We start from the raw sequence: 23,674 nt of genomic DNA on the forward strand, positions 1-23,674 counted from the left end.
TCAGCAGTTTTTTTGATGGCAACATATTCACAGCCGCTTAGGCGCATACTACAGCAAAAAGGAAAAGGAGGAAAAACAGTGGGACAGCAGCACCAATTCCGGCCCGGACAGAAAGCGCCTAATAACGGTGTCTACGTAGAAATCGGCGAGACAGGGAGCATGGTTAAAAACCCTCAAAAGGTCCATCTGTCAGCAGGGGAAATGTTTCCCGAAACATCAAACCACAACCGGCTGTGGACCTACAAAAGAAAGCCGTGACCACTAAAAAACCCAAAACAATAAATGTTTTGGGTTTTTTGCTTTTTAATGCTGGCTTGCATTTTTGTTCATAGGCATGATTTCTGCTAAAACCATGATTAAGACATACAGTACAACAGCAATGACAGATGATGTTTTGAAATTATACGTAACGCTGTTCATGCTTGCAACCAAGTAGCATGCCATATGTGATAAAAGGAACGTCCAAATAAAGGCAATAATATATCGCACGTTTCCACCTCGTCCTTCTCATTCTATTCTAAAAGTTATCATACCATACAAAAAGCGAAGGGGGAATCCAATTTTAGCAGAAAGTGAGGTGACAAAAGAGTCTGATTCGTCACACTTTAATGGTAAAATATAAAAACGTCAATCATTATAATAGCCAAAAATGTAAAAGGCTAGGACTTTACCTTATTCGTTTCTTTTCTATTTACATAAGATAGCGTGAGATGAAGTGTGAAAGGAGGCGGGCAAGCGATGGGAATAACGGAAAGATACTTTCAACTGGGAACGGAGCATAATGTCATTCATCTGCCCTATCGCCCGAACGGCTTCGGTATCTTTATCTTGGGAGACAGAACCCACTTTGTCGGACATGATTCAAGCTTTTGGCAGCAGCATTATGGCAGAAATCAGCTTCTGAGCATGTTGATCAATGAAGGATACACTCTTTTTAACAGCAATCTGTTCGGAAGGCATTGGGGGGCGGAAAAAGCAGTCACCTATGCCAAACAGCTGATACATTCTGTGCTGAAGCAGGAAATCCTCAATCCGAAGATTCATATTTTAGCAGAAGGCATGGGTGCTCTCGTGGCCGATGAACTGCTTCGTTTTTCCCCGGATCATATCCGCTCAGCCGCAATGTTGAATCCTTGTCTCGATCTTCAGGCACATTATGAATCGGAAAAAGAAAATAAATTTTTCTATAAGCAATTTTTGAAAGAAGTATCGAAAAGCTACGGAATTTCTGAAAAAGAAGCGGAAGCGCTTCGTTATAAAACAATTCAAAGCTACCCGAGCGGCGTACCGGTTCATATATGGCAGCGTATGACCGGAGCTCCATATCCCTACAGTGTACATGCGGAAGTTTTCAAGGAAAAACAGCAAAAGCAAGGCTCACCGGTCGACATGACATTTCATTTATTTGAGCATCCAAGCAGAATTTATGCATCAATTTGCAAATTCTTTCATAGTCATGAAAAAGAATTATAGAGAATATAATGACAGCAGCCTTCTCTTTTGCGGAGGCTGTTTTGTTTTGGGAAATGAAAAACCGGAAGGGCGGCAGATGCAATGGAATCAACGCTGATTGTAGGTGCGGACGAATTTTTCGGCCTTTCATTATGTGAGCGAATGATGGATGAAGGCATACATGTTGACGTTGTTCTGGCGGAAACAGAAGATAAAATGAGACAAATGTACTTAGAAGAAAGACTCATGTGGCTTGGGAGAAATGAACTCTTTCGCCAGCTTGAACACATTGGAGACCAAAATTATGATACAATTTGTATCCAGTTCGGAAGTTTTTTGCCTTTAGACCAATGTGATTCTCCTTATATTTTAGTATATGAAGAAGACCGAAAAGAATGGGAAAAACGTGAAAAAACAGGCTCGGAAAAAACCGTGATCCTGCCGAAAATGTATGGGCCATGGAAAGAAGAAACAGAGGAAAAAGGCTATTACACAAACGACGTGGCTGACGAGTTGCTGAGATTCCTGTTAGAACCAAGCCGTCATAGCAAAGATCAGCTTTTTGAATTGCAAGTCACAGAAAAAACCTCAAAAGAAGAAGCAAAAACAAAAATTATCGAGTGGAAAAGACAATTTTCATCAATTTTCGACAAATATTAAGAAAAACCTTCCATGTTTCGAGTTTTCTAGATACAATAAACGTATAAAAATAATACATGTTATAGCTTGTCAAAAGGAGTTGAACATGACTTGATCACAAGGCTTGTCATGATCTTTTCTGTCCTCCTTTTATTGAGTGGATGTGGACAAACTCCGTTCAAAGGAAAAATTGAGAAGGTCGGCATGCTCTTTCCTGATACGATTAATGACCTCGTATGGGGCACAAAAGGGTATAAAGGATTACTGAATATACAATCCAAATACAATGTGGACGTCTATTATAAAGAAGGCGTTAAAACAGAAGAAGATATCATAAATGCGATTGAGGATTTTCATAAGAGGGGTGTCAATCTGCTCTACGGCCATGGGAGTGAATATGCTGAGGTGTTTAACTTGGTCGGCGAAGATTATCCAGATATGGAATTCGTCATTTCCAATGCGAAAGCGAAAGCTGATAATGTAACGAGTGTCCATTTTAGCGGGGAAGCAATGGGCTTTTTTGGAGGAATGACTGCTGCCCATATGTCGAAAACGAATCAGGTCGGTGTAATTGCTTCCTTTACGTGGCAGCCTGAGGTTGACGGTTTTATCAAAGGGGCCAAGTATGAAAATCCGGATATAGAGGTAAATACGAAATATACGGATCATTGGGATGATGATACAACAGCAGTAAAGCTTTATCAGAAAATGAAGAACGAAGGCGCGGATGTTGTGTATCCCGCCGGAGACGGGTATAATGTTCCTGTTATTCAGCAAATCAAAAAAGACGGTCTTTATGCCATTGGCTACGTCACAGATCAATCGGATCTGGGCGAGAATACCGTATTAACCAGCACGGTGCAAAATGTGGACAAGGCCTATGAAATCATTGCTGAACAATTTAATAAAGGCACCCTTGAGGGCGGCGATCATTACTACGACCTGAATACGGGAGTCGTTGAGATGGGAACATTCAGCCCGCTCGTCGACAAAGACTTTCAGCAAAGAATCGCCAAGCTGATCAAAACATACAACAAAACAGGCGAGCTGCCAAAAAACGAGTAATGGAGTGACGTCACATGCAGCACGAAAAATCACTTGAATTCTTGCAAATTGCCATGAAATATCTCCCTGAAGCGAAAGAACAGCTTGAGAAATCAGGCATTGAGCTCTCAATGGAGGCCATCCAGCCGTTTATGAATCTATTTACAACGGTAATGGCGGAAGCTTATGAGCTTGGCAAGTCTGACGCTAAATCTGAAACAGAATAAGAAGAAGCCACTTTTTTGAAAGTGGCTTTTCACATGATTTTCTTTTTAATAGCGGAGAGCATGGGCGCAAGCTCCTTTAAAGCGGGCTTGATTTGATCAAGAGAGTTCATAATTGAACCGATTTGGTCCATAATATGCATGTAATTAATCGTCTCTTCGTCGTTTGTCTGAGAAACCTGAGAAACCTCCTCTTGCTGTTCCTCCTTCTCTTCTGTTGGTTTTGCTGCATCGCCGAACATCATTCTTGAAAACACATCCAACTGCATACGCCTCCTTTCCATATACCATACTCTATGAGTAAGATGAACTGATAGTTTAGACGAATATATTGCCATGTGAAAAAAAATAGGATAGAATTAGTACCTGATACTAATAATTGATCACAACCTGATTGATCTTCTAAATTTAAGATATAAAGGAGTCTTCCCTTATGAAAGCTGGAATACTTGGTGTTGGACGTTACATTCCTGAGAAGGTTTTAACAAATCATGATCTTGAAAAAATGGTTGAAACTTCTGACGAGTGGATTCGTACAAGAACAGGAATAGAAGAAAGAAGAATCGCAGCAGATGATGTGTTTTCATCACATATGGCTGTTGCAGCAGCGAAAAATGCGCTGGAACAAGCTGAAGTGGCTGCTGAGGATCTGGATATGATCTTAGTTGCAACTGTTACACCTGATCAGTCATTTCCTACGGTCTCTTGTATGATTCAAGAACAGCTCGGCGCGAAGAAAGCGTGTGCTATGGATATCAGCGCGGCTTGTGCGGGCTTCATGTACGGGGTTGTAACCGGTAAACAATTTATTGAATCCGGAACCTACAAGCATGTTCTAGTTGTCGGTGTAGAGAAGCTCTCAAGCATTACCGACTGGGAAGACCGCAATACAGCCGTTCTGTTTGGAGACGGAGCAGGCGCTGCGGTAGTCGGGCCAGTCAGTGATGACAGAGGAATCCTTTCATTTGAACTAGGAGCCGACGGCACAGGCGGTCAGCACTTGTATCTGAATGAAAAACGACATACAATCATGAATGGACGAGAAGTTTTCAAATTTGCAGTCCGCCAAATGGGAGAATCATGCGTAAATGTCATTGAAAAAGCCGGACTTTCAAAAGAGGATGTCGACTTTTTGATTCCGCATCAGGCGAACATCCGCATCATGGAAGCTGCTCGCGAGCGTTTAGAGCTTCCTGTCGAAAAGATGTCTAAAACCGTTCATAAATATGGAAATACTTCTGCCGCATCGATTCCGATCTCTCTTGTAGAAGAATTGGAAGCCGGTAAAATCAAAGACGGCGATGTGGTCGTTATGGTAGGGTTCGGCGGAGGACTAACATGGGGCGCCATTGCAATCCGCTGGGGCCGATAAAAAAAGGTGAGGTGCACACAAGATGACTAAAAAAAGAGTAGTTGTTACAGGACTTGGAGCATTATCTCCACTTGGCAACGACGTCGATACAAGTTGGAATAACGCAATCAACGGTGTGTCTGGAATCGGTCCGATCACTCGTGTTGACGCTGAAGAATATCCGGCAAAAGTTGCCGCTGAATTAAAAGATTTTAATGTTGAAGATTATATGGATAAAAAAGAAGCCAGAAAAATGGACCGCTTTACACAATATGCGGTTGTGGCTGCGAAAATGGCGGTTGAAGATGCAGATCTTAACATTACCGATGAGATCGCACCGAGAGTCGGTGTTTGGGTAGGCTCCGGTATCGGCGGACTTGAAACACTAGAGTCTCAATTTGAAATCTTCTTAACAAAAGGCCCAAGACGGGTAAGCCCGTTTTTCGTGCCAATGATGATTCCTGACATGGCGACAGGCCAGATTTCTATTGCATTAGGAGCAAAAGGGGTGAACTCTTGTACGGTTACAGCATGTGCTACAGGAACGAACTCCATCGGTGACGCGTTTAAGGTTATTCAGCGCGGCGATGCAGACGTGATGGTCACAGGCGGAACAGAAGCGCCGCTGACAAGAATGTCATTCGCCGGCTTTAGTGCCAACAAAGCGCTGTCTACTAATCCAGATCCGAAAACAGCGAGCCGCCCGTTTGATAAAAACCGTGATGGCTTTGTCATGGGGGAAGGTGCAGGGATTATCGTTCTTGAAGAACTTGAGCATGCCCTGGCCCGCGGCGCTAAAATTTACGGAGAAATTGTCGGCTACGGATCAACCGGAGACGCTTATCATATCACAGCGCCGGCCCAAGACGGTGAAGGCGGAGCGAGAGCGATGCAAGAAGCCATTAAAGATGCAGGCATTGCACCTGAGGAAATTGATTACATCAATGCTCACGGAACAAGCACGTATTACAACGACAAATACGAAACAATGGCGATTAAGACTGTTTTTGGCGAGCATGCGCATAAACTTGCGGTAAGCTCTACAAAATCGATGACAGGCCACCTCTTAGGAGCAGCCGGCGGTATTGAAGCCATTTTCTCTATCCTGGCCATTAAAGAAGGCGTGATTCCGCCGACAATCAATATTCAAACACCTGACGAAGAATGTGATTTGGATTATGTGCCTGATGAAGCCCGCAGACAGGAACTTAATTATGTTCTCAGTAACTCATTAGGATTCGGCGGACACAACGCAACATTAATCTTTAAGAAATATCAATCATAATCAAGCCAAACCGGCTGCCCTTAAAGGGTAGCCGGTTTTTTTTGTGTGCATAGGATTAAAAGAGGAGGCGATCACATGAGTGTAGAACAAACATATAGCTGGCTCAGGAAGGCTGATTCAATAGATGATTTGGCGCATTACATTATCCCGCTTTTTTCAGGTGCGGAGAAAAAGAACTGGAAGGGCATTCTGGGACACCTTCAGCATCATGGGATGTTTAAAAACATAAAAGAGGGTATTCAGACTGTTTCTAAGCTGAAGGAAAAAGGTTTTTACGGACATATCCAAAAGGAAGAACAGTACCTCAAAAACAAATGGCAAGGTCCTGATGTACCAATTGTCACGCTGCCGGTTGATGAACGAAACAGGAGAATCCGTTTAGAGTTCGGATCAAAATCAGGACTCGCCTTTCAAGACAAAATGTTCCTTTTTCTTTCGTCAGATTTAGATTTTGGGTCAGTATCTGCCCTTATGACGCATGAGTATCATCACGTTTGCCGGTTAGGTCATCTGACAAAAGAGGAAAAGGATGTCACATTACTTGATACAATCATCATGGAAGGGCTGGCGGAATATGCTGTTTATGAGAGGTTCGGCCGAAGTCAAACGGCTGAATGGACGACTTGGTATACACCGGAGCAGCTTCAGGCTTTATATGAAAAAAAGATTGCGCCCCATCGGGATATCAAACGGGATAATCGATTATTTCCCCAGCTGTTATTCGGCAAAGGATATCAGCCAAAAATGCTTGGATACGCAGTTGGATTCAATATTGTAAAAAAATATTTAACCGCCAGCAAGGCAAGCGCCGCAGACGGGCTGTCCATTCCTGCTGAGACCTTTTTGGATGCAATGCTTTAAAAGGATAAAATAATGGAATTTCATTAATAATATTACATTTATCCTAAAAAATTCTTGATTTTGCAAAATGATTGTAATAATATACAACTATAAAATTTTTCGATAATTCAATATTATTTATTATTTCTGAATAAAGGGATTGCTTTCTCTTGAAAACGTTTGACAACAAGAGGGGGGAAAGGGGAGCTAGCATGAGCACACTTTTAGAAGTGAATAATTTAAAGACTTATTTTTTCAGGAAAAAGGAGCCGATCCCTGCGGTTGACGGAGTCGATTTTCACATCAGCAAAGGCGAAACCGTCGCGCTTGTAGGTGAATCGGGCTCCGGAAAAAGCATTACTTCTTTATCAATTATGGGCCTCGTCCAAAGCTCAGGCGGAAAAATCATGGACGGCTCTATTAAACTCGAAGACAAAGACCTCACCTCATTCACTGAAAACGATTATTGCAAAATCCGCGGTAACGAAGTATCCATGATCTTTCAGGAACCAATGACCTCCCTTAATCCGGTGTTAACAATCGGAGAACAAATTACCGAAGTGCTGATTTACCATAAAAACATGAATAAAAAAGAAGCCCGTCAACGAGCTGTTGAACTCTTGCAGATGGTCGGTTTTTCCCGGGCGGAGCAAATTATGAAAGAGTACCCGCATCGGCTGTCCGGCGGTATGAGACAGAGGGTGATGATTGCCATCGCACTGAGCTGTAATCCTAAACTGCTCATTGCTGATGAACCAACGACAGCGCTGGACGTGACAATACAAGCCCAAGTGCTGGAGCTCATGAAAGATCTCTGTCAGAAGTTCAATACATCGATTCTTCTGATCACACACGACTTAGGTGTCGTGTCTGAGGCTGCCGATAGAGTAATTGTCATGTACTGCGGACAAGTCGTAGAAAACGCTACCGTTGATGACTTATTTTTAGAACCGCTTCATCCGTATACAGAAGGCCTGCTTACGTCAATTCCTGTTATAGATGGAGAGATTGATAAATTAAATGCGATTAAAGGCAGTGTGCCTACACCGGATAATCTGCCGCCGGGATGCCGTTTTGCCCCAAGGTGCCCGAAAGCTATGGATAAGTGCTGGACAAATCAGCCTTCGCTTTTGACACACAAAAGCGGAAGAACGGTGAGATGCTTTTTATATGAGGAAGAGGGTGCCGAACAATCATGACAGCAGCTAATCAAGAAACAATCTTAGAGCTTCGTGACGTAAAAAAATACTTTCCGATCCGGTCAGGCCTTTTTCAAAGAAAAGTCGGTGATGTAAAAGCGGTGGATGGTGTTTCATTTTCGTTAAAAAAAGGAGAAACACTCGGAATCGTTGGAGAGTCGGGCTGCGGAAAATCGACTGCCGGCAGAACGATGATCAGACTGTACAAACCGACAGAGGGCCAAATTCTTTTTAAAGGGCAGGATATTTCCAATCTCTCAGAGGAGAAGCTGCGGAAGAGTGTCCGCAAAAATATTCAAATGGTTTTCCAAGATCCATTTGCTTCGTTAAACCCGAGAAAGACCCTGCGTTCCATCATAAAGGAGCCGTTTAATACGCACAACATGTATACCATGCGTGAACGAAACGAAAAAGTTGAAGAGCTGCTTGCAAGAGTAGGGCTTCACCCGTCGTTTGCCAGCCGTTATCCCCATGAATTTTCCGGCGGCCAGCGCCAGCGGATCGGCATTGCCAGAGCACTCACTTTGAATCCAGAGCTGATCATTGCAGATGAGCCGGTTTCCGCACTTGATGTATCCATTCAGGCCCAAGTGATTAACTTGATGGAGGAATTACAGGAAGAATTTAATCTTACGTATCTATTTATCTCTCATGATCTGAGTGTCGTACGCCATATCAGCGACAGAGTCGGAGTAATGTATCTTGGCAAAATGATGGAACTGACCGGCAAGCATGAGCTTTATGACAACCCGCTTCACCCATATACCCAAGCGCTTTTATCCTCCGTTCCGGTTACAAGAAAAAGAGGATCTGTCAAACGTGAACGCATTGTCCTGAAGGGAGAACTGCCTAGTCCGGCCAACCCGCCAAAAGGCTGCGTATTCCACACAAGATGTCCTGTTGCAAAATCGATATGCAAGGAACAAATACCAGAATTTAAAGAAGCTGCTCCCAGCCACTTTGTGGCTTGTCACCTTTATAGCTAATGTTGCCCGCACAGCTTTGAGAGGGGGTATGCACACTACATAAACAACAGCTGAGAAGAACGAACATTTCAAGAGGGGGAATATCTAATGAAAAGACGGAAAACCGCACTGATGATGCTAAGTGTATTGATGGTTCTGGCCATCTTTTTATCAGCCTGCTCGGGATCAAAATCAAGCAACAGCAGCGCGAAAAAATCAGCAGGCAAACCGCAGCAAGGCGGGGATTTGGTTGTTGGTTCAATCGGAGCGCCAACACTTTTCAACTCATTATATTCAACAGATGAATCAAGTACAGATATTGAACAAATGATTTACAGCTTTTTAACGAAAACCGATGAAAACTTAAATGTCAAAATGTCACTGGCGGAAAGTGTGAAAGAGCTGGATGGCGGATTGAAATATGACGTAAAAATCAAAAAAGGCGTTAAGTTCCATGACGGAGAAGAGCTTACTGCCGATGATGTCGTCTTTACGTACAGCATTCCGCTTAATAAGGATTACAAAGGAGAGCGCGGCTCTAACTTTGAAATGCTGAAATCAGTAGAGAAAAAGGGCGATTATGAGGTTTTATTTACGCTGAAATACAAAGACCCTAACTTCTATAACAATACGTTAGACAGCTACGGGATTCTGCCTGAGCACATTTTAAAAGATGTACCGGTTGCAGAGCTTGAAGATAACGAATTTAATAGAAAAAATCCAATCGGCTCAGGGCCTTTCAAATTTAAAGAATGGAAAGACGGACAATACGTGAAGCTTGTTGCCAATGATGATTACTATGACGGCCGTCCGTATTTAGACAGTGTCACGTATAAAATCATTCCTGACGCCAATGCAGCAGTTGCCCAGCTTCAGGCCGGAGATATTGATTTCTTTAACGTGCCGTCAACTGACTATAAGACAGCTGAATCGTTTAATAATGTCAAAGTCGTAACAGATTTAGCGTTAAGCTATACGTATATCGGCTGGAATGAGAAAAATGAGCTGTTTAAAGACAAAAAAGTGCGCCAGGCGCTTACGACAGCTTTAGACCGTGAAACAATGGTGCAAACCGTATTAGATGGGGACGGGAAGGTCGCTTATATCCCTGAAAGTCCGGTTTCATGGAACTATCCGAAAGATATAGAGGTTCCTAAATTTGAATACAACGTCAAAAAAGCTAAGAAGATGCTGAAAGAAGCCGGCTGGGAAGATACTGACGGTGACGGCATCCTCGATAAAGACGGTAAAAAATTCGAGTTTACACTGAAAACGAATCAAGGAAATAAAGTTCGTGAAGACATTGCAGTTGTTGTTCAAGAACAATTGAAGAAAGTCGGGATTAAGGTAACGCCGCAAATCGTTGAGTGGAGTGCATTAGTAGAACAGACAAATCCACCTAATTGGGACTATGACGCAATGGTTTTAGGATGGAGTTTATCAACGTTCCCAGACCATTACGATATCTTCCATTCTAGCCAGTCTGAAAAAGGCTTAAATAACATGTGGTACAAAAACCCTGAAGTTGATAAGCTTCTCAAAGATGCAAAATCAATCAGTGACCGCAACGAATACTCAAAAGCTTACGAAAAGATTTACCAAAAACTTGCTGAAGATCAGCCGTATACCTTCCTTTACTATCCGAACAACCATATGGCGATGCCGGCTAACTTAGAGGGTTATGTGTATCATCCAAAACGCGAGTTGTACCAAATTGAAAAATGGTGGCTTGCCCAATAATTTTCCCTTGCAGGGGAGGGAGTGAGTTTCCTTCCCCTTTGAATTTGAAAAAGAACAACGAAGGGGACAAGAATATGGTTACATATATTATTCGAAGAACGTTATCTTCGATTCCTATTCTTTTGGGAATTACAATTTTGTCTTTCATTATTATGAAAGCCGCTCCAGGGGACCCGATGACACTTATGATGGATCCTACGATCAGCCAGGCAGACAGGGCTCAGTTTATTGAAAAGTACGGTCTCAATGACCCTGAGTATGTTCAATATTTAAAATGGCTAGGCAATATGATTCAAGGTGATTTCGGCACATCCATCATCAGAAAAGGGACGCCTGTTTCAGAACTGATTTTAGCACGGCTGCCCAACACACTCCTCTTGATGCTGGTGTCAACAATTTTGGCGCTGATCATTTCCATCCCATTCGGGGTAATTTCTGCAAAAAAACCTTATTCGAAGCTGGACTACGGCATTACATTTACTTCATTTATCGGTTTGGCAATCCCGAATTTTTGGTTCGGTTTGATTTTAATCATGGTGTTTGCCGTGAATCTCGGCTGGTTTCCAACCGGGGGAGTCGCCACCCTGAACTCAGATTTCAGTATAGTAGACCGGATTCATCATTTGCTTTTACCCGCTTTTGTGCTGGCGACAGCTGATATGGCAGGCTTAACGAGATATACAAGATCCAATATGCTTGATGTTTTAAATCAAGATTATATCCGGACTGCCAGGTCAAAAGGTTTCAAAGAGAATCGAGTATTATTTAAGCACGGCTTGCGGAATGCACTATTGCCTGTTATTACGATTTTCGGCTTAATGATTCCTTCCTTTATTGGCGGAGCGGTTGTCGTAGAGCAGATTTTCACTTGGCCGGGATTAGGAAAGCTGTTTGTCGATTCAGCATTCCAGCGCGATTATCCGGTTATCATGGCAATGACTGTGATCTCGGCGGTTCTTGTCGTTGTCGGAAACCTCATTGCAGACATCCTTTACGCGATTGTTGATCCGCGGATCGAATATTAAAAGGAGGGAAACAGAGATGTCAGAGCTGCAAACAACTCCCTCGCCGGAGATCAGGCTGAAAGAAAATATTTCGAAAAAGCCAGAAACAATGACAAAGATTTTCTGGGAAAAATTCTCGAAAAACAAACTGGCCATTTTAGGTGCCGTTATTCTTTTTATCATTATTATGTCGGCTGTTTTCGCCCCTTTAATTGCACCTTATCCCCAAGAGCAGCAAAGCCTGCTTGATAAATATAAGGCGCCGGGCCTTGAACATCTGATGGGAACGGATAAATTTGGACGTGATATTTTCAGCCGGATCCTATATGGAGCGCGTGTCTCTTTATTGGTTGGATTTGCGTCCGTAGTCGGTTCGATTTTGATCGGAACGGTTTTAGGAGCATTAGCCGGATATTTCAGAGGAATAGTGGATGCTGTCATTATGCGTGTAGTTGACATTGTGTTATCCATTCCTGATATTTTCTTGTTGATCACGCTGGTCACCATTTTCAAGCCGGGTGTGGACAAACTGATTTTAATTTTCTGTCTCACAGGATGGACCACAACAGCACGATTAGTAAGGGGAGAATTCTTGTCGCTCCGTTCAAGGGAATATGTTCTTGCTGCTAAAACAATTGGAACAAAAACGCACAAAATTATTTTTTCTCATATCCTCCCCAATGCGTTAGGACCGATTATTGTGTCAGCTACGCTGAAAGTAGGGTCTGTTATTCTAGCTGAATCGGCGCTAAGCTACTTAGGCTTTGGAATCCAGCCGCCAATCGCTAGCTGGGGGAACATGCTTCAAGACGCACAGAATTTCACAGTAATGATTCAAGCATGGTGGTACCCGTTATTTCCCGGGCTATTTATTTTAATGACCGTTTTATGCTTCAACTTTGTCGGTGATGGCCTGCGGGATGCGCTTGACCCGAAAAATATTAAATAAAAATGAATATCATATCTGTTATAAAATATCACCAAATCAGAAAAAAAGCAGGTCTCCTTTTGTCAGAAAATATACAAAGAGATCTGCTTTTTGTGATTCTTGCATAAAACCAGTGATTCCAGATTTCCTCAATCTCTTTGGAATAATTTCTCTATCCCTTGCCTATACTGTGGACAACAGTTTTTATAAAAGTGAGGGGTTAGAGATGTTATTTCTTCATGATGTGTGGGTCAATTGGTTTGAAGGGGAAGAAAATGGGTACAATGTATGCCACTTTCACGAATGGCGCAAGGAAGATACGGTTGAGCTTTTGGATCAGGTGCCGCTGTTAAGGGTGCCGTCAGTACTGTTTCATTACATAGAAAACGATTTGTCAGAGCTTCCGAAAGGTTTGCTTGAAGACGTACATCAGAAATCGTACATTCGGAAAAATCATGAGCGGACAAAGCTTGAGTATTGTTTTGTCGTAACAGACGGAATCGGCATTTTAGCTGTCGACACGATCGGCTACACGATCCCTGTCAGAAAAAGCCGTCTGATCCCAAGACAGGAGCAGCTCGTTTATGAAATGGTAAAAGATGTAGAGCCTGAAACATATGAATTTGAGCCAAAGAAGCTGGAATCCTCCAAGGAATATCACATCTTATCATTAGCACCAGAACATGTCAGAGGACTTACAAGAAAAGAACGGCAAATTAAGCAGCTGATGTTTATGGCGCTTGACCAATTAAAAGGGCTGAAAAACCGAGCGGAAATTGGCTACTGGTACACAGAGTGGAATCCGCATATGTATGAACAAATCAAAAGGATGAGCTTTGAAGAGATTTGGGACATGCTGTATAACGAAACAATTGAAGGCTGGTCGGACAAGCACCTAGCTTTTTGCGAAAACCTAATAAAAGGACAGCCTTTTTTCGAAAAGCTTTGGGAAATGGAAAACGAATCAAAGGTCAACTAAAAAAACCGCTCTATGCAAAGAGCGGTTTTTTGATTAGCGTCTTTTTCTTCCAAGACCCATGGCATTCTCCATTTTTTTCAGCATTTTGTTTGCTGTCCGGTTCGCTCGTTCCGCGCCTTCATCAAGAATCCGGTCTAATTCTTCAGATTCTATCAGCTCATAATAGCGGTCCTGGATCGGTTTTAATGCGTTCACCACGACTTCTGCCAAATCACCTTTAAACTCGCCGTAGCCTTTTCCTTTGTACTTTGCTTCAAGCTCTTCAATGGTCGTATTGCCGAGGATTGAATAAATTGTAAGAAGGTTGGAAACGCCCGGTTTGTTTTCCTTATCAAATTTAACAATGCCTTCAGAATCCGTTACAGCGCTTTTGATTTTCTTTTCAAGCTGCTTCGGCTCATCCAGCAGGGTAATATAAGCTTTCTGGTTCGGATCAGATTTGCTCATCTTCTTCAGCGGATCATTCAGAGACATGATGCGTGCACCGACTTTTGGAATTTTCACTTCCGGAATCGTGAAGATGTCGTTGTATTTTTTGTTGAAGCGTTCTGCGAGATTCCGCGTCAGCTCAAGGTGCTGCTTTTGATCCTCACCGACAGGCACAAGATCCGTTCCGTACAGCAGAATATCAGCGGCCATCAGCGGCGGATATGTTAACAGGCCGGAGACGACAGCTTCATTGCCTTTGGATTTGTCCTTAAATTGAGTCATCCGCTCAAGCTCGCCGATATATGCGACACACTGCATCATCCATCCGGCCTGCGCATGCGCGGGGACCTCTGATTGAATAAACAATGTTGCTTTTTCTGGATCAAGTCCGACAGCTAAGTAAAGCGCTGCGAGATTGCGGATATTCTTTCTAAGCTCAAGCCGGTCTTGAGGAACAGTTATCGCATGCTGATCGACGATGCAAAAATAGCTGTTATAATCATGCTGCAGTTCGACAAACTGCTTCATTGCACCGATATAGTTGCCGAGCGTCACTGAGCCGCTTGGCTGAATGCCTGAAAAAATCGTTTGTTTCATGAAAACATCAACCTCATTTCTTAAAACATAATAAAAAAGGCTCATTCTTCCCCTGTAAAAAAGGGACGAATGAACCGTGGTACCACCCTGATTATTCCATTAAAATGAAATCACTCTGACGTTTGTAACGGAGACTGCTCCGGCTGAGCCTACTTTTTTCCAGTTCGGTCAGCTGCTCCAAAGTCCATTCCACATTGCCCGTTATCTGCTCCCAGCACCGCAGACTCTCTTCAAACAGGTGAAATGTGTACTACTCTTTTTCATAGCAAGCTTTTCTTTTGATTGCTTCATTATAAATCAATTATAACCAATTGTCATCATGAAAAAACATTCTTTTTTCCAGTAAAATTGTAATAATATAAATAACACGGGTGCCGTAAAATCCTTAAATGATAACTGCTATCAGCGTAAAAACAGACAGATATTATATGTAAAAAGCAATATGGGCAGAAAACACATGAAAAAGTTTTTAATCAATTTATGCTTTAAATGGTAGAAGGATATTATGTTCATGGAAGAAAAACTAACGAAGTTTAAATATTTTAAATTGATAAAATAATATTGCAATAAATTATTTGTTTCATTATAATGAACTTGTTCACTCTATTGTTACAGCTTTTTTACAAAAATAATCAGAAAAGACGGAACAGAATAAAAGTTGTGGAAACTCAGGTTCATTTGTCTGATATTTCTGAGGATTTAGCCGTAAGGAGCTGAAAATTATTATTAGGGGGTTTGCGAATATGAAAAAACGTTGGTCGATTGTCACGTTGATGCTCATTTTCACTCTCGTGCTGAGCGCGTGCGGCTTTGGCGGCAGCGGATCAAACGGTGAAGGGAAAAAGGACAGTAAAGGAAAGACGACACTTAACATTAATATTAAAACTGAGCCGTTCTCCTTACATCCGGGATTGGCAAATGATTCAGTATCAGGCGGTGTTATCCGTCAGACTTTTGAAGGATTGACACGTATCAATGCAGATGGTGAGCCTGAAGAAGGCATGGCTTCTAAAATTGAAACGAGCAAGGACGGAAAGACATATACATTTACCATTCGTGATGGTGTGAAATGGTCTAATGGAGACCCTGTAACTGCACAAGATTTTGAATATGCTTGGAAATGGGCGCTTGACCCTAATAACGAATCACAATACGCTTACCAGCTCTACTACATAAAAGGTGCTGAAGCGGCGAATACCGGCAAAGGCAGCCTAGACGATGTGGCAGTAAAAGCTGTGAATGACAAAACGCTGAAGGTTGAATTAAATAACCCGACTCCATATTTCACTGAATTAACTGCGTTCTATACGTATATGCCGATCAATAAGAAAATTGCAGAGAAAAATAAAAAGTGGAATACAAATGCCGGAGATGATTATGTATCAAACGGGCCGTTCAAAATGACGGCATGGAAACACAGCGGTTCTATTACTCTCGAAAAAAATGACCAGTATTGGGATAAAGACAAAGTCAAACTGAAGAAAATCGATATGGTTATGATCAACAATAACAATACGGAACTAAAAAAATTCCAAGCTGGCGAACTTGATTGGGCCGGTATGCCGCTCGGACAGCTTCCGACAGAATCCCTGCCGACCCTGAAAAAAGACGGTTCTTTACATGTTGAGCCGATTGCAGGTGTGTATTGGTACAAATTCAACACTGAAGCTAAGCCATTAGACAACGTAAATATCCGTAAAGCTTTAACATATTCGCTTGACCGTCAGTCGATTGTTAAAAACGTTACGCAAGGAGAGCAAATTCCGGCAATGGCTGCAGTGCCGCCTACAATGAAGGGATTTGAGGATAACAAAGAAGGCTACTTCAAAGACAATGATGTCAAAACAGCAAAAGAATACCTTGATAAAGGCCTAAAAGAAATGGGCTTAAGCAAGGCATCTGATTTGCCAAAAATCAAATTGTCTTACAACACTGATGACGCACACGCGAAAATCGCTCAAGCAGTACAAGAAATGTGGAAGAAAAATTTAGGCGTTGATGTTGAGCTTGATAACTCAGAGTGGAATGTCTATATTGATAAGCTCCACAGCCAAGATTATCAAATCGGCCGTATGGGCTGGCTCGGCGACTTCAATGATCCCATCAACTTCCTTGAATTGTTCCGTGACAAAAACGGAGGAAATAACGATACAGGCTGGGAAAATCCGGAATTCAAAAAGCTTCTGAATCAGTCACAAACTGAAACAGATAAAACAAAACGTGCAGAGCTGCTGAAAAAAGCAGAAGGTATTTTCATTGATGAAATGCCGGTTGCCCCAATCTATTTCTATACTGATACTTGGGTACAGGATGAAAACCTAAAAGGTGTTATCATGCCAGGTACTGGTGAGGTTTATTTCAGAAACGCATATTTTAAATAAGGCTACGTCTGAAAATAAAAGACCTCAAGGTATATGGGGAGAAAAGCCCCATATACCTTTCTTACTGATGGAGTATAAAAATGTAAAAACCATGGAGGTGTTCCCCCTTGCTAAAATATATCGGAAGACGCTTAGTCTATATGATTATCACACTATTTGTGATTGTAACTGTGACATTCTTCTTAATGCAAGCAGCACCGGGCGGGCCATTTTCAGGTGAGAAAAAGCTTCCGCCTGAAATTGAAGCAAATTTAAATGCGCATTATGGCTTGGACAAGCCGCTGTTTGTACAATATGTCAGTTATTTGAAATCAGTTGCAATGTGGGATTTCGGACCGTCATTTAAATATAAAGGTCAGAGTGTTAACGACCTGATCAGTTCAGGTTTCCCCGTTTCATTTACTCTTGGAGCAGAAGCTATTCTCCTCGCTTTAGCGTTAGGTGTATTGTTTGGGGTCATTGCAGCCCTTTACCATAATAAGTGGCAGGATTATACCGTCGCGATTTTAACAATATTTGGTATTTCGGTTCCGAGCTTTATCATGGCGGCTGTTCTGCAATATGTGTTCTCCATGAAGCTTGGGCTGTTTCCGGTCGCGGGGTGGGATTCCTGGGCATACACCTTTTTGCCTTCAATCGCACTTGCTTCCATGCCGATGGCGTTTATTGCCAGACTTTCCCGTTCAAGCATGATCGAAGTGTTAAACAGTGATTATATCCGCACAGCGAAAGCGAAAGGGCTGTCCCGCCCAGCGGTTACAGTGCGGCACGCCATTCGAAACGCGCTTTTGCCGGTTGTTACATATATGGGCCCGATGGCCGCACAGGTCTTAACGGGGAGCTTCATTATTGAAACCATTTTTGGGATTCCGGGGCTTGGTGCACACTTCGTCAACAGTATTACAAACCGTGATTATACGGTCATTATGGGTGTAACGGTGTTCTTCAGTGTCATCCTGCTATTGTGTGTATTAATCGTAGATGTGTTATACGGCATTATTGATCCAAGAATCAAGCTTTCCAAAGCAAAGAAAGGAGCCTAGGCCATGCAGAACATTCCAAAAAACATGTTTGAACCAGCCGCAGCGAATGCCGGCGATGCAGAAAAAATAAGTAAAAAGAGCCTTTCCCTCTGGAAAGATGCGATGCTTCGCTTCCGCAGCAATAAGCTTGCAATGGTCGGGCTTATCATTATCGTACTTATTATCCTTATGGCAATTTTTGCGCCGATGTTCTCAAGGTATGATTATTCAACTACTAATCTCTTAAATGCGGATAAGCCGCCTTCAAAAGATCACTGGTTCGGAACAGATGATCTTGGACGGGACATTTTCGTCCGTACATGGGTAGGGGCGCGAATCTCAATCTTTATCGGTGTTGCAGCCGCTGTTCTTGATTTGCTGATCGGTGTCATTTGGGGGAGCATTTCAGGCTTCCGCGGAGGCAGAACGGACGAAATCATGATGCGTATCGCTGATATCCTTTGGGCAGTTCCTTCATTATTAATGGTTATCTTACTGATGGTTGTTCTTCCGAAAGGTCTATTTACGATTATTATTGCCATGACGATTACAGGCTGGATTAATATGGCCAGAATCGTGCGCGGACAAGTGCTGCAGCTGAAGAATCAGGAGTATGTGCTTGCTTCACAGACACTGGGTGCAAAAACATCCCGTCTTCTGTTTAAACATATCGTGCCAAACGCAATGGGTTCTATTTTGGTCACGATGACACTGACAGTTCCTACTGCAATTTTCACAGAAGCCTTTTTAAGCTATTTGGGACTTGGTGTTCCGGCTCCGCTGGCAAGCTGGGGAACGATGGCTTCTGACGGATTGCCTGCATTGACCTATTATCCGTGGCGTTTATTCTTCCCTGCCGGATTTATCTGCATTACAATGTTTGGTTTCAACGTTGTCGGCGACGGATTAAGAGACGCATTGGATCCTAAGTTACGTAAATAAGGGAGTGATACGGGTGACACGCCTATTAGAAGTAAAAGATTTAGCAATTTCATTTAAAACATATGGCGGAGAGGTCCAGGCGATCCGCGGAGTGAATTTCCATCTGGATAAAGGGGAGACGCTGGCCATTGTTGGAGAATCAGGTTCCGGAAAAAGTGTAACCTCTCAAGCGATTATGAAGCTGATTCCAATGCCTCCGGGTTATTTCAAACGCGGTGAGATCCTGTTTGAAGGAAAGGATCTGGTGCCGCTGTCCGAAAAAGAAATGCAAAATGTCCGGGGAAAAGAGATCGGCATGATATTCCAAGATCCGATGACCTCTTTAAATCCAACGATGAAGGTCGGTAAACAAATTACGGAAGTGCTTTTTAAACACGAAAAGATCTCAAAGGAAGCGGCTAAAAAACGCGCGGTTGAACTGCTGGAATTAGTCGGTATCCCAATGCCGGAAAAGCGGGTGAACCAATTTCCGCACGAATTTTCAGGCGGGATGAGGCAGCGGGTTGTCATTGCCATGGCGCTTGCAGCGAATCCGAAGCTTCTGATCGCCGATGAGCCGACAACTGCTCTTGATGTAACGATTCAAGCGCAAATTTTGGAATTAATGAAGGATTTGCAAAAGAAAATTGACACGTCCATCATCTTTATCACACACGATCTTGGTGTTGTGGCTAACGTTGCTGACCGGGTCGCTGTCATGTACGCGGGACAGATTGTAGAAACCGGTACGGTAGACGAAATCTTCTACGATCCGAGACATCCGTACACTTGGGGGCTTCTTGCATCCATGCCGACACTGGAAAGTTCAGGAGAGGAAGAGCTGACTGCCATTCCGGGCACGCCGCCTGATTTGACAAACCCGCCAAAAGGAGATGCTTTTGCCCTGCGGAGCTCTTACGCGATGAAAATCGATTTTGAACAGGAGCCGCCAATGTTTAAGGTATCCGATACTCATTATGTCAAATCGTGGCTGCTTCATCCTGACGCGCCAAAGGTAGAGCCGCCTGAAGCGGTAAAAGCGAAAATGCGTAAACTGGCAAACACGTTTGAAAAACCTGTCTTAGTGAGAGAAGGTGAATAAATTGACTGAAAAACTATTAGAAATCAAACATTTAAAACAGCACTTTGTCACGCCGAGGGGAACGGTTAAGGCTGTAGATGATTTATCATTTGATATCTATAAAGGTGAAACATTAGGGCTGGTTGGTGAATCTGGCTGCGGTAAATCGACAACAGGCCGAAGCATTATCAGGCTGTACGAAGCAACCGATGGTGAGGTGCTGTTTAACGGTGAAAATGTGCACGGGAAAAAATCGCGGAAAAAGCTGCTGGAATTCAACCGCAAAATGCAGATGATTTTCCAAGACCCATATGCATCCCTGAATCCGAGAATGACAGTTGCTGATATTATTGCTGAAGGCCTTGATATTCATAAGCTGGCAAAAACGAAAAAAGAGCGGATGCAACGAGTTCATGAACTATTGGAAACAGTGGGATTGAACAAGGAACACGCGAACCGCTATCCTCATGAATTTTCCGGCGGCCAGCGCCAAAGAATCGGGATTGCCAGAGCGCTTGCTGTTGATCCGGAATTCATTATCGCGGATGAGCCGATTTCCGCTTTGGATGTATCCATTCAAGCGCAGGTCGTGAATTTAATGAAAGAACTGCAAAAAGAAAAAGGGCTCACATACTTGTTTATTGCCCACGATTTATCGATGGTCAAATACATCAGTGACCGCATTGGCGTCATGTATTTCGGGAAACTGGTTGAGCTTGCGCCGGCAGATGAGCTTTATGAAAATCCGCTTCACCCATATACAAAATCATTGCTTTCTGCGATTCCGCTTCCTGATCCGGACTATGAGAGAAATCGCGTTCGCCAGAAATATGATCCGTCTGTCCATCAATTAAAGGATGGGGAAACGATGGAATTCCGTGAAGTCAAACCGGGACATTTTGTGATGTGCACGGAAGCCGAATTTAAAGCTTTTTCATGATTCATCAATCCTTCAAGAGATTTCTCTTGAAGGGTTTTTTTGCGTCCTCATAGAAAGTGAGAATGATAACATTTACAATTAGAGGAAAAAGCGGAGGCGAAATACGATTCAATTTCTGCATAACAAAAATGTTTTTGCGCTATTGCTGTCTCAATCTTTTCAATCTTTAGCAGGAGTCCTCGTCACAATCGTTTTAATGGTCCGGGTCTATCAAATGACTGACTCCGTTTTTTTGGCGGGCCTTATTTTATCGTTCATGTCGTTTGCGAGTATAGCAGCAAGCTTTTGCGTCTCTCCGGTGCTTCGCATTCTCGGTTTTAAAAAGGTGCTTGCGGGAGCGAATCTGCTGAGAGCGGTCTTTACAATCCTGATGGCATACAGCGTCACTCATCACGGACAGGCATTCTTTTGGATTACGCTGCTGTTTGTGTTTTGTTTTTCCTTCGCGGGCGCTTTTTTTCAGCCGGCAAGATTTGCGCTGCTGCCGATTATTGTACCAAAGAAGCAATATGTAAAAGCGAATGGTGTGATCTCCCTCTCGAATCAATTGTTCTTAACAGCAGGCTGGGGCCTTGGAGGCCTTCTGACGTACGCCGTCCCTTTTGAACTCGTTGTCGGCGCTGCCATTTGCCTGTTTGTTCTATCGGGAGCTTCCATCAGTGTGCTGCATGTAAATGAAGAAGAGGCTGCAGGAACTGCTGAAACAGCATCTGTCAGAAGTATATGGAAGGATTTAATGATCATCCCTATTGTAAGAGACATTACTGTAATGGACATGATAGAAGCTTTGGCGGGTTCCGTATGGTCATCTGCTATTCTCCTCGCATTTACTGCGGCTGTTTTGCATGAAACAGAGGTGTGGTGGGGGATGTTTAACGCTTCCTATTTTATAGGCGCAATTGTCGGCAGTGTGATTGCCATTCGTTTTTCTTCTTTTTTTGAGCGGAATATGGGCTATGCCATTATGTTCAGCTCGCTTGTAATGTCGGCGCTGACCCTTTTGTTTTCATTTTCTCCAGTCCCATTTGTATGCGCTCTGGCTTGTGCTGCAATGGGGCCTTTTTATCAGGTGCGTGATATTTGCCAGGAAACCATGCTGCAGGAGGTTATTCCCGAGCAGAAACGAATCGGAATCATGGCTGCAAAAAATGCGATTTTGACTCCTTGGTCAGGCGTCACCTACTCCATTATGGGGCTAGTGGCTGATGCTGCTGGTGCGAAAATAGCTTTTATCGCGGCTGCTACATTATATATCATGACATTTCTGATTGCACTGGCGCAGCCCCGCCTGATTCATTACAGGCGGGAAAATCGAGTTCAATGAGAAACACTTCAAAATGAACGGAGCAGCTGGCTCCGTTTTGCTGAAAAAAAAATGAAACCATGGCGGAAGTTCGCACGTCTTTATAGATGTAAGGCTGTTTAAACAAGAAGAAATGGGGTATATCTAAAAGTATGAAGACAACGAACTCATAAGGAGCAAATCAATGAACTGGTATGAAAAGCTTAGCGAGTACTTTCCAATTGAAGAAATGAAATCAAAAGCGCATATGGAAGCTCTTCTGAAAGAGCGAAGCGATATTTATCATAAAGATGAAGGCAAACATCATATTTTAATGTTTGCGGAATTCGATTCTTTTATCTTCGTTGATTATCTGTATGTGTCTAAGGATGCAAGAGGGCAGGGGCTTGGCGGCAAATTGATCGCGAAGCTGAAAAAGAAAAATAAGCCCATATTGCTCGAGGTGGAACCTGTGGATGAAGATGATACTGATACAGAAAAACGCCTGAGGTTTTATCAAAGAGAGCATTTCAAGCATGCTCAGTCAATTGGGTACCGGCGCCGGTCATTGGCTACGAATGAAGTAAACAAGATGGAGATTCTGTACTGGTCACCAAAAACAGAATCAGAAGAAGAAATTCTTGAAGCCATGAAACAAACATATGAAAACATTCATACTTATAAAGACGAGAAATGGTACGGGGAATCGTACGAAAAAACGGATGAAGTCCTGAAACTCATTGATGAAGAAAAACAAAAAAATATTTTCGATCAGTTAAGCTAATTGAGAATTAGAACATATCATGAACATTAAAAATTTGCTGGATTGACACATTTTTTTCTTAGGATACTGTTCACACTTACTTTTTTATAGTATAATACCTGTAAAGATTCCTTTTTTAGAGTAATTTCAATTTAAGAATAAAATAGATGTTCATCCTACTAATTAGAGGAGTGAAGATGAATGGTTACACTATACACATCACCAAGCTGTACTTCATGCAGAAAGGCGAGAGCGTGGCTCGAGGAGCACGATATTCCATTTGTAGAAAGAAACATTTTCTCTGAACCTTTATCAATTGATGAAATAAAACAAATTCTTCGAATGACTGAGGATGGAACAGATGAAATCATCTCAACCCGTTCAAAAGTATTCCAAAAACTGAATGTGAACGTTGAATCTATGCCGCTGCAAGATTTGTACCGCTTGATCAACGAGCATCCAGGTTTGCTTCGCCGTCCGATCATCATTGACGAAAAACGTTTGCAGGTCGGATATAACGAAGACGAAATCAGACGTTTCCTGCCAAGAAAAGTTCGCTCTTTCCAATTAAGAGAAGCACAGCGTTTGGCAAACTAATAGATCGTATC

The 23,674-nt window shown here is 42.8% G+C and carries 25 protein-coding genes and 1 other annotated feature; of the genes, 22 read left to right on the forward strand and 3 right to left on the reverse strand.

Translation table 11 applies throughout. The features are described from left to right. Nucleotides 1–78 precede the first annotated feature (78 nt). Nucleotides 79–258 (forward strand): YjzC family protein, encoded by a 180-nt coding sequence (locus M1D65_RS06075; protein ID WP_003245356.1) that lies wholly within the window; start codon nt 79–81, stop codon nt 256–258. A 45-nt stretch (nt 259–303) separates the two neighbouring features. On the opposite strand, the gene M1D65_RS06080 is transcribed toward M1D65_RS06075, so the two are convergent. Next, complete coding sequence (locus tag M1D65_RS06080) at nt 304–489, reverse strand: YjzD family protein (protein ID WP_003245236.1); 186 nt, start codon at nt 487–489, stop codon at nt 304–306. A gap of 249 nt (nt 490–738) precedes the next feature. On the opposite strand from M1D65_RS06080, the gene M1D65_RS06085 reads away from it, so the two are divergent. The 4 genes from M1D65_RS06085 to comZ all read left to right on the forward strand — a co-directional run bounded on the left by M1D65_RS06085 (nt 739) and on the right by comZ (nt 3,362). After that, nucleotides 739–1,473 carry a hypothetical protein gene (locus M1D65_RS06085; protein ID WP_049140719.1) on the forward strand — a complete coding sequence of 245 codons (735 nt, stop codon included), beginning with the start codon at nt 739–741 and terminating at the stop codon, nt 1,471–1,473. A gap of 81 nt (nt 1,474–1,554) precedes the next feature. Continuing rightward, nucleotides 1,555–2,112 carry a hypothetical protein gene (locus tag M1D65_RS06090; protein WP_029317608.1) on the forward strand — a complete coding sequence of 186 codons (558 nt, stop codon included), beginning with the start codon at nt 1,555–1,557 and terminating at the stop codon, nt 2,110–2,112. A gap of 90 nt (nt 2,113–2,202) precedes the next feature. Further along, a complete protein-coding gene (gene med, locus M1D65_RS06095) occupies nt 2,203–3,156 on the forward strand; it encodes a transcriptional regulator Med (protein WP_014476425.1) in 954 nt (317 codons plus the stop codon). Nucleotides 3,157–3,170: 14 nt separating this feature from the next. Beyond that, on the forward strand, nt 3,171–3,362 hold the full coding sequence (gene comZ, locus M1D65_RS06100) for a ComG operon transcriptional repressor ComZ (protein ID WP_003224559.1): 192 nt from the start codon (nt 3,171–3,173) through the stop codon (nt 3,360–3,362). A 29-nt stretch (nt 3,363–3,391) separates the two neighbouring features. Here the strand turns inward: comZ and yjzB are convergent, their stop codons facing one another. Further along, nucleotides 3,392–3,628 (reverse strand): spore coat protein YjzB, encoded by a 237-nt coding sequence (gene yjzB, locus M1D65_RS06105; RefSeq protein ID WP_015383342.1) that lies wholly within the window; start codon nt 3,626–3,628, stop codon nt 3,392–3,394. Between the two features lie 164 nt (nt 3,629–3,792). Between yjzB and fabH the strand changes: the two genes are divergently transcribed. The 9 genes from fabH to M1D65_RS06150 all read left to right on the forward strand — a co-directional run bounded on the left by fabH (nt 3,793) and on the right by M1D65_RS06150 (nt 13,650). Next, nucleotides 3,793–4,731, forward strand: coding sequence for a beta-ketoacyl-ACP synthase III (gene fabH, locus M1D65_RS06110; protein WP_003232971.1), 939 nt, complete (start codon nt 3,793–3,795; stop codon nt 4,729–4,731). Between the two features lie 22 nt (nt 4,732–4,753). After that, nucleotides 4,754–5,995 carry a beta-ketoacyl-ACP synthase II gene (fabF, locus tag M1D65_RS06115; protein WP_003244890.1) on the forward strand — a complete coding sequence of 414 codons (1,242 nt, stop codon included), beginning with the start codon at nt 4,754–4,756 and terminating at the stop codon, nt 5,993–5,995. 75 nt (nt 5,996–6,070) lie between these two features. Next, nucleotides 6,071–6,856: a DUF2268 domain-containing protein gene (locus tag M1D65_RS06120; RefSeq protein ID WP_049140720.1), complete on the forward strand. Its 786-nt coding sequence runs from the start codon at nt 6,071–6,073 to the stop codon at nt 6,854–6,856. 191 nt (nt 6,857–7,047) lie between these two features. Next, a complete protein-coding gene (gene appD, locus M1D65_RS06125) occupies nt 7,048–8,034 on the forward strand; it encodes an oligopeptide ABC transporter ATP-binding protein AppD (RefSeq protein ID WP_186453417.1) in 987 nt (328 codons plus the stop codon). Then, a complete protein-coding gene (gene appF, locus M1D65_RS06130; protein WP_041056494.1) occupies nt 8,031–9,020 on the forward strand; it encodes an oligopeptide ABC transporter ATP-binding protein AppF in 990 nt (329 codons plus the stop codon). Before appD ends, appF begins: the two co-directional genes overlap by 4 nt. A gap of 87 nt (nt 9,021–9,107) precedes the next feature. Beyond that, a complete protein-coding gene (locus M1D65_RS06135; RefSeq protein ID WP_032725394.1) occupies nt 9,108–10,739 on the forward strand; it encodes a peptide-binding protein in 1,632 nt (543 codons plus the stop codon). Nucleotides 10,740–10,813: 74 nt separating this feature from the next. After that, nucleotides 10,814–11,764 carry an ABC transporter permease gene (locus M1D65_RS06140; RefSeq protein WP_032725395.1) on the forward strand — a complete coding sequence of 317 codons (951 nt, stop codon included), beginning with the start codon at nt 10,814–10,816 and terminating at the stop codon, nt 11,762–11,764. 16 nt (nt 11,765–11,780) lie between these two features. Next, nucleotides 11,781–12,692, forward strand: a complete 912-nt coding sequence (gene appC, locus M1D65_RS06145; protein ID WP_003232961.1) for an oligopeptide ABC transporter permease AppC — start codon at nt 11,781–11,783, stop codon at nt 12,690–12,692. 205 nt (nt 12,693–12,897) lie between these two features. Further along, on the forward strand, nt 12,898–13,650 hold the full coding sequence (locus tag M1D65_RS06150) for a YjbA family protein (RefSeq protein WP_003239298.1): 753 nt from the start codon (nt 12,898–12,900) through the stop codon (nt 13,648–13,650). A gap of 33 nt (nt 13,651–13,683) precedes the next feature. On the opposite strand, the gene trpS is transcribed toward M1D65_RS06150, so the two are convergent. Further along, nucleotides 13,684–14,676: a tryptophan--tRNA ligase gene (gene trpS, locus M1D65_RS06155; RefSeq protein WP_032725758.1), complete on the reverse strand. Its 993-nt coding sequence runs from the start codon at nt 14,674–14,676 to the stop codon at nt 13,684–13,686. Between the two features lie 58 nt (nt 14,677–14,734). Further along, nucleotides 14,735–14,949 (reverse strand) — a binding site (T-box leader). A gap of 470 nt (nt 14,950–15,419) precedes the next feature. Here trpS and oppA point away from each other — a divergent pair. The 8 genes from oppA to spx all read left to right on the forward strand — a co-directional run bounded on the left by oppA (nt 15,420) and on the right by spx (nt 23,663). Further along, nucleotides 15,420–17,057 (forward strand): oligopeptide ABC transporter substrate-binding protein OppA, encoded by a 1,638-nt coding sequence (gene oppA / locus M1D65_RS06160; RefSeq protein WP_015252360.1) that lies wholly within the window; start codon nt 15,420–15,422, stop codon nt 17,055–17,057. Nucleotides 17,058–17,164: 107 nt separating this feature from the next. Next, a complete protein-coding gene (gene oppB, locus M1D65_RS06165; RefSeq protein ID WP_003245554.1) occupies nt 17,165–18,100 on the forward strand; it encodes an oligopeptide ABC transporter permease OppB in 936 nt (311 codons plus the stop codon). Between the two features lie 3 nt (nt 18,101–18,103). Then, the gene (oppC, locus tag M1D65_RS06170) at nt 18,104–19,021 is read left to right on the forward strand and encodes an oligopeptide ABC transporter permease OppC (protein ID WP_003232954.1); all 918 of its coding nucleotides are present in this window, start codon (nt 18,104–18,106) and stop codon (nt 19,019–19,021) included. A gap of 4 nt (nt 19,022–19,025) precedes the next feature. Beyond that, complete coding sequence (gene oppD, locus M1D65_RS06175) at nt 19,026–20,102, forward strand: oligopeptide ABC transporter ATP-binding protein OppD (RefSeq protein WP_014906294.1); 1,077 nt, start codon at nt 19,026–19,028, stop codon at nt 20,100–20,102. Nucleotide 20,103: 1 nt separating this feature from the next. After that, nucleotides 20,104–21,021, forward strand: a complete 918-nt coding sequence (oppF, locus tag M1D65_RS06180; RefSeq protein WP_003239287.1) for an oligopeptide ABC transporter ATP-binding protein OppF — start codon at nt 20,104–20,106, stop codon at nt 21,019–21,021. 106 nt (nt 21,022–21,127) lie between these two features. Further along, complete coding sequence (locus M1D65_RS06185) at nt 21,128–22,345, forward strand: MFS transporter (protein ID WP_120027974.1); 1,218 nt, start codon at nt 21,128–21,130, stop codon at nt 22,343–22,345. A 163-nt stretch (nt 22,346–22,508) separates the two neighbouring features. Further along, nucleotides 22,509–23,087, forward strand: coding sequence for a GNAT family N-acetyltransferase (locus M1D65_RS06190; RefSeq protein ID WP_003224597.1), 579 nt, complete (start codon nt 22,509–22,511; stop codon nt 23,085–23,087). 180 nt (nt 23,088–23,267) lie between these two features. Further along, a complete protein-coding gene (gene spx / locus M1D65_RS06195) occupies nt 23,268–23,663 on the forward strand; it encodes a transcriptional regulator Spx (RefSeq protein ID WP_014476435.1) in 396 nt (131 codons plus the stop codon). Nucleotides 23,664–23,674: the final 11 nt, after the last annotated feature.

Source organism: Bacillus sp. JZ39 (assembly GCF_053903145.1).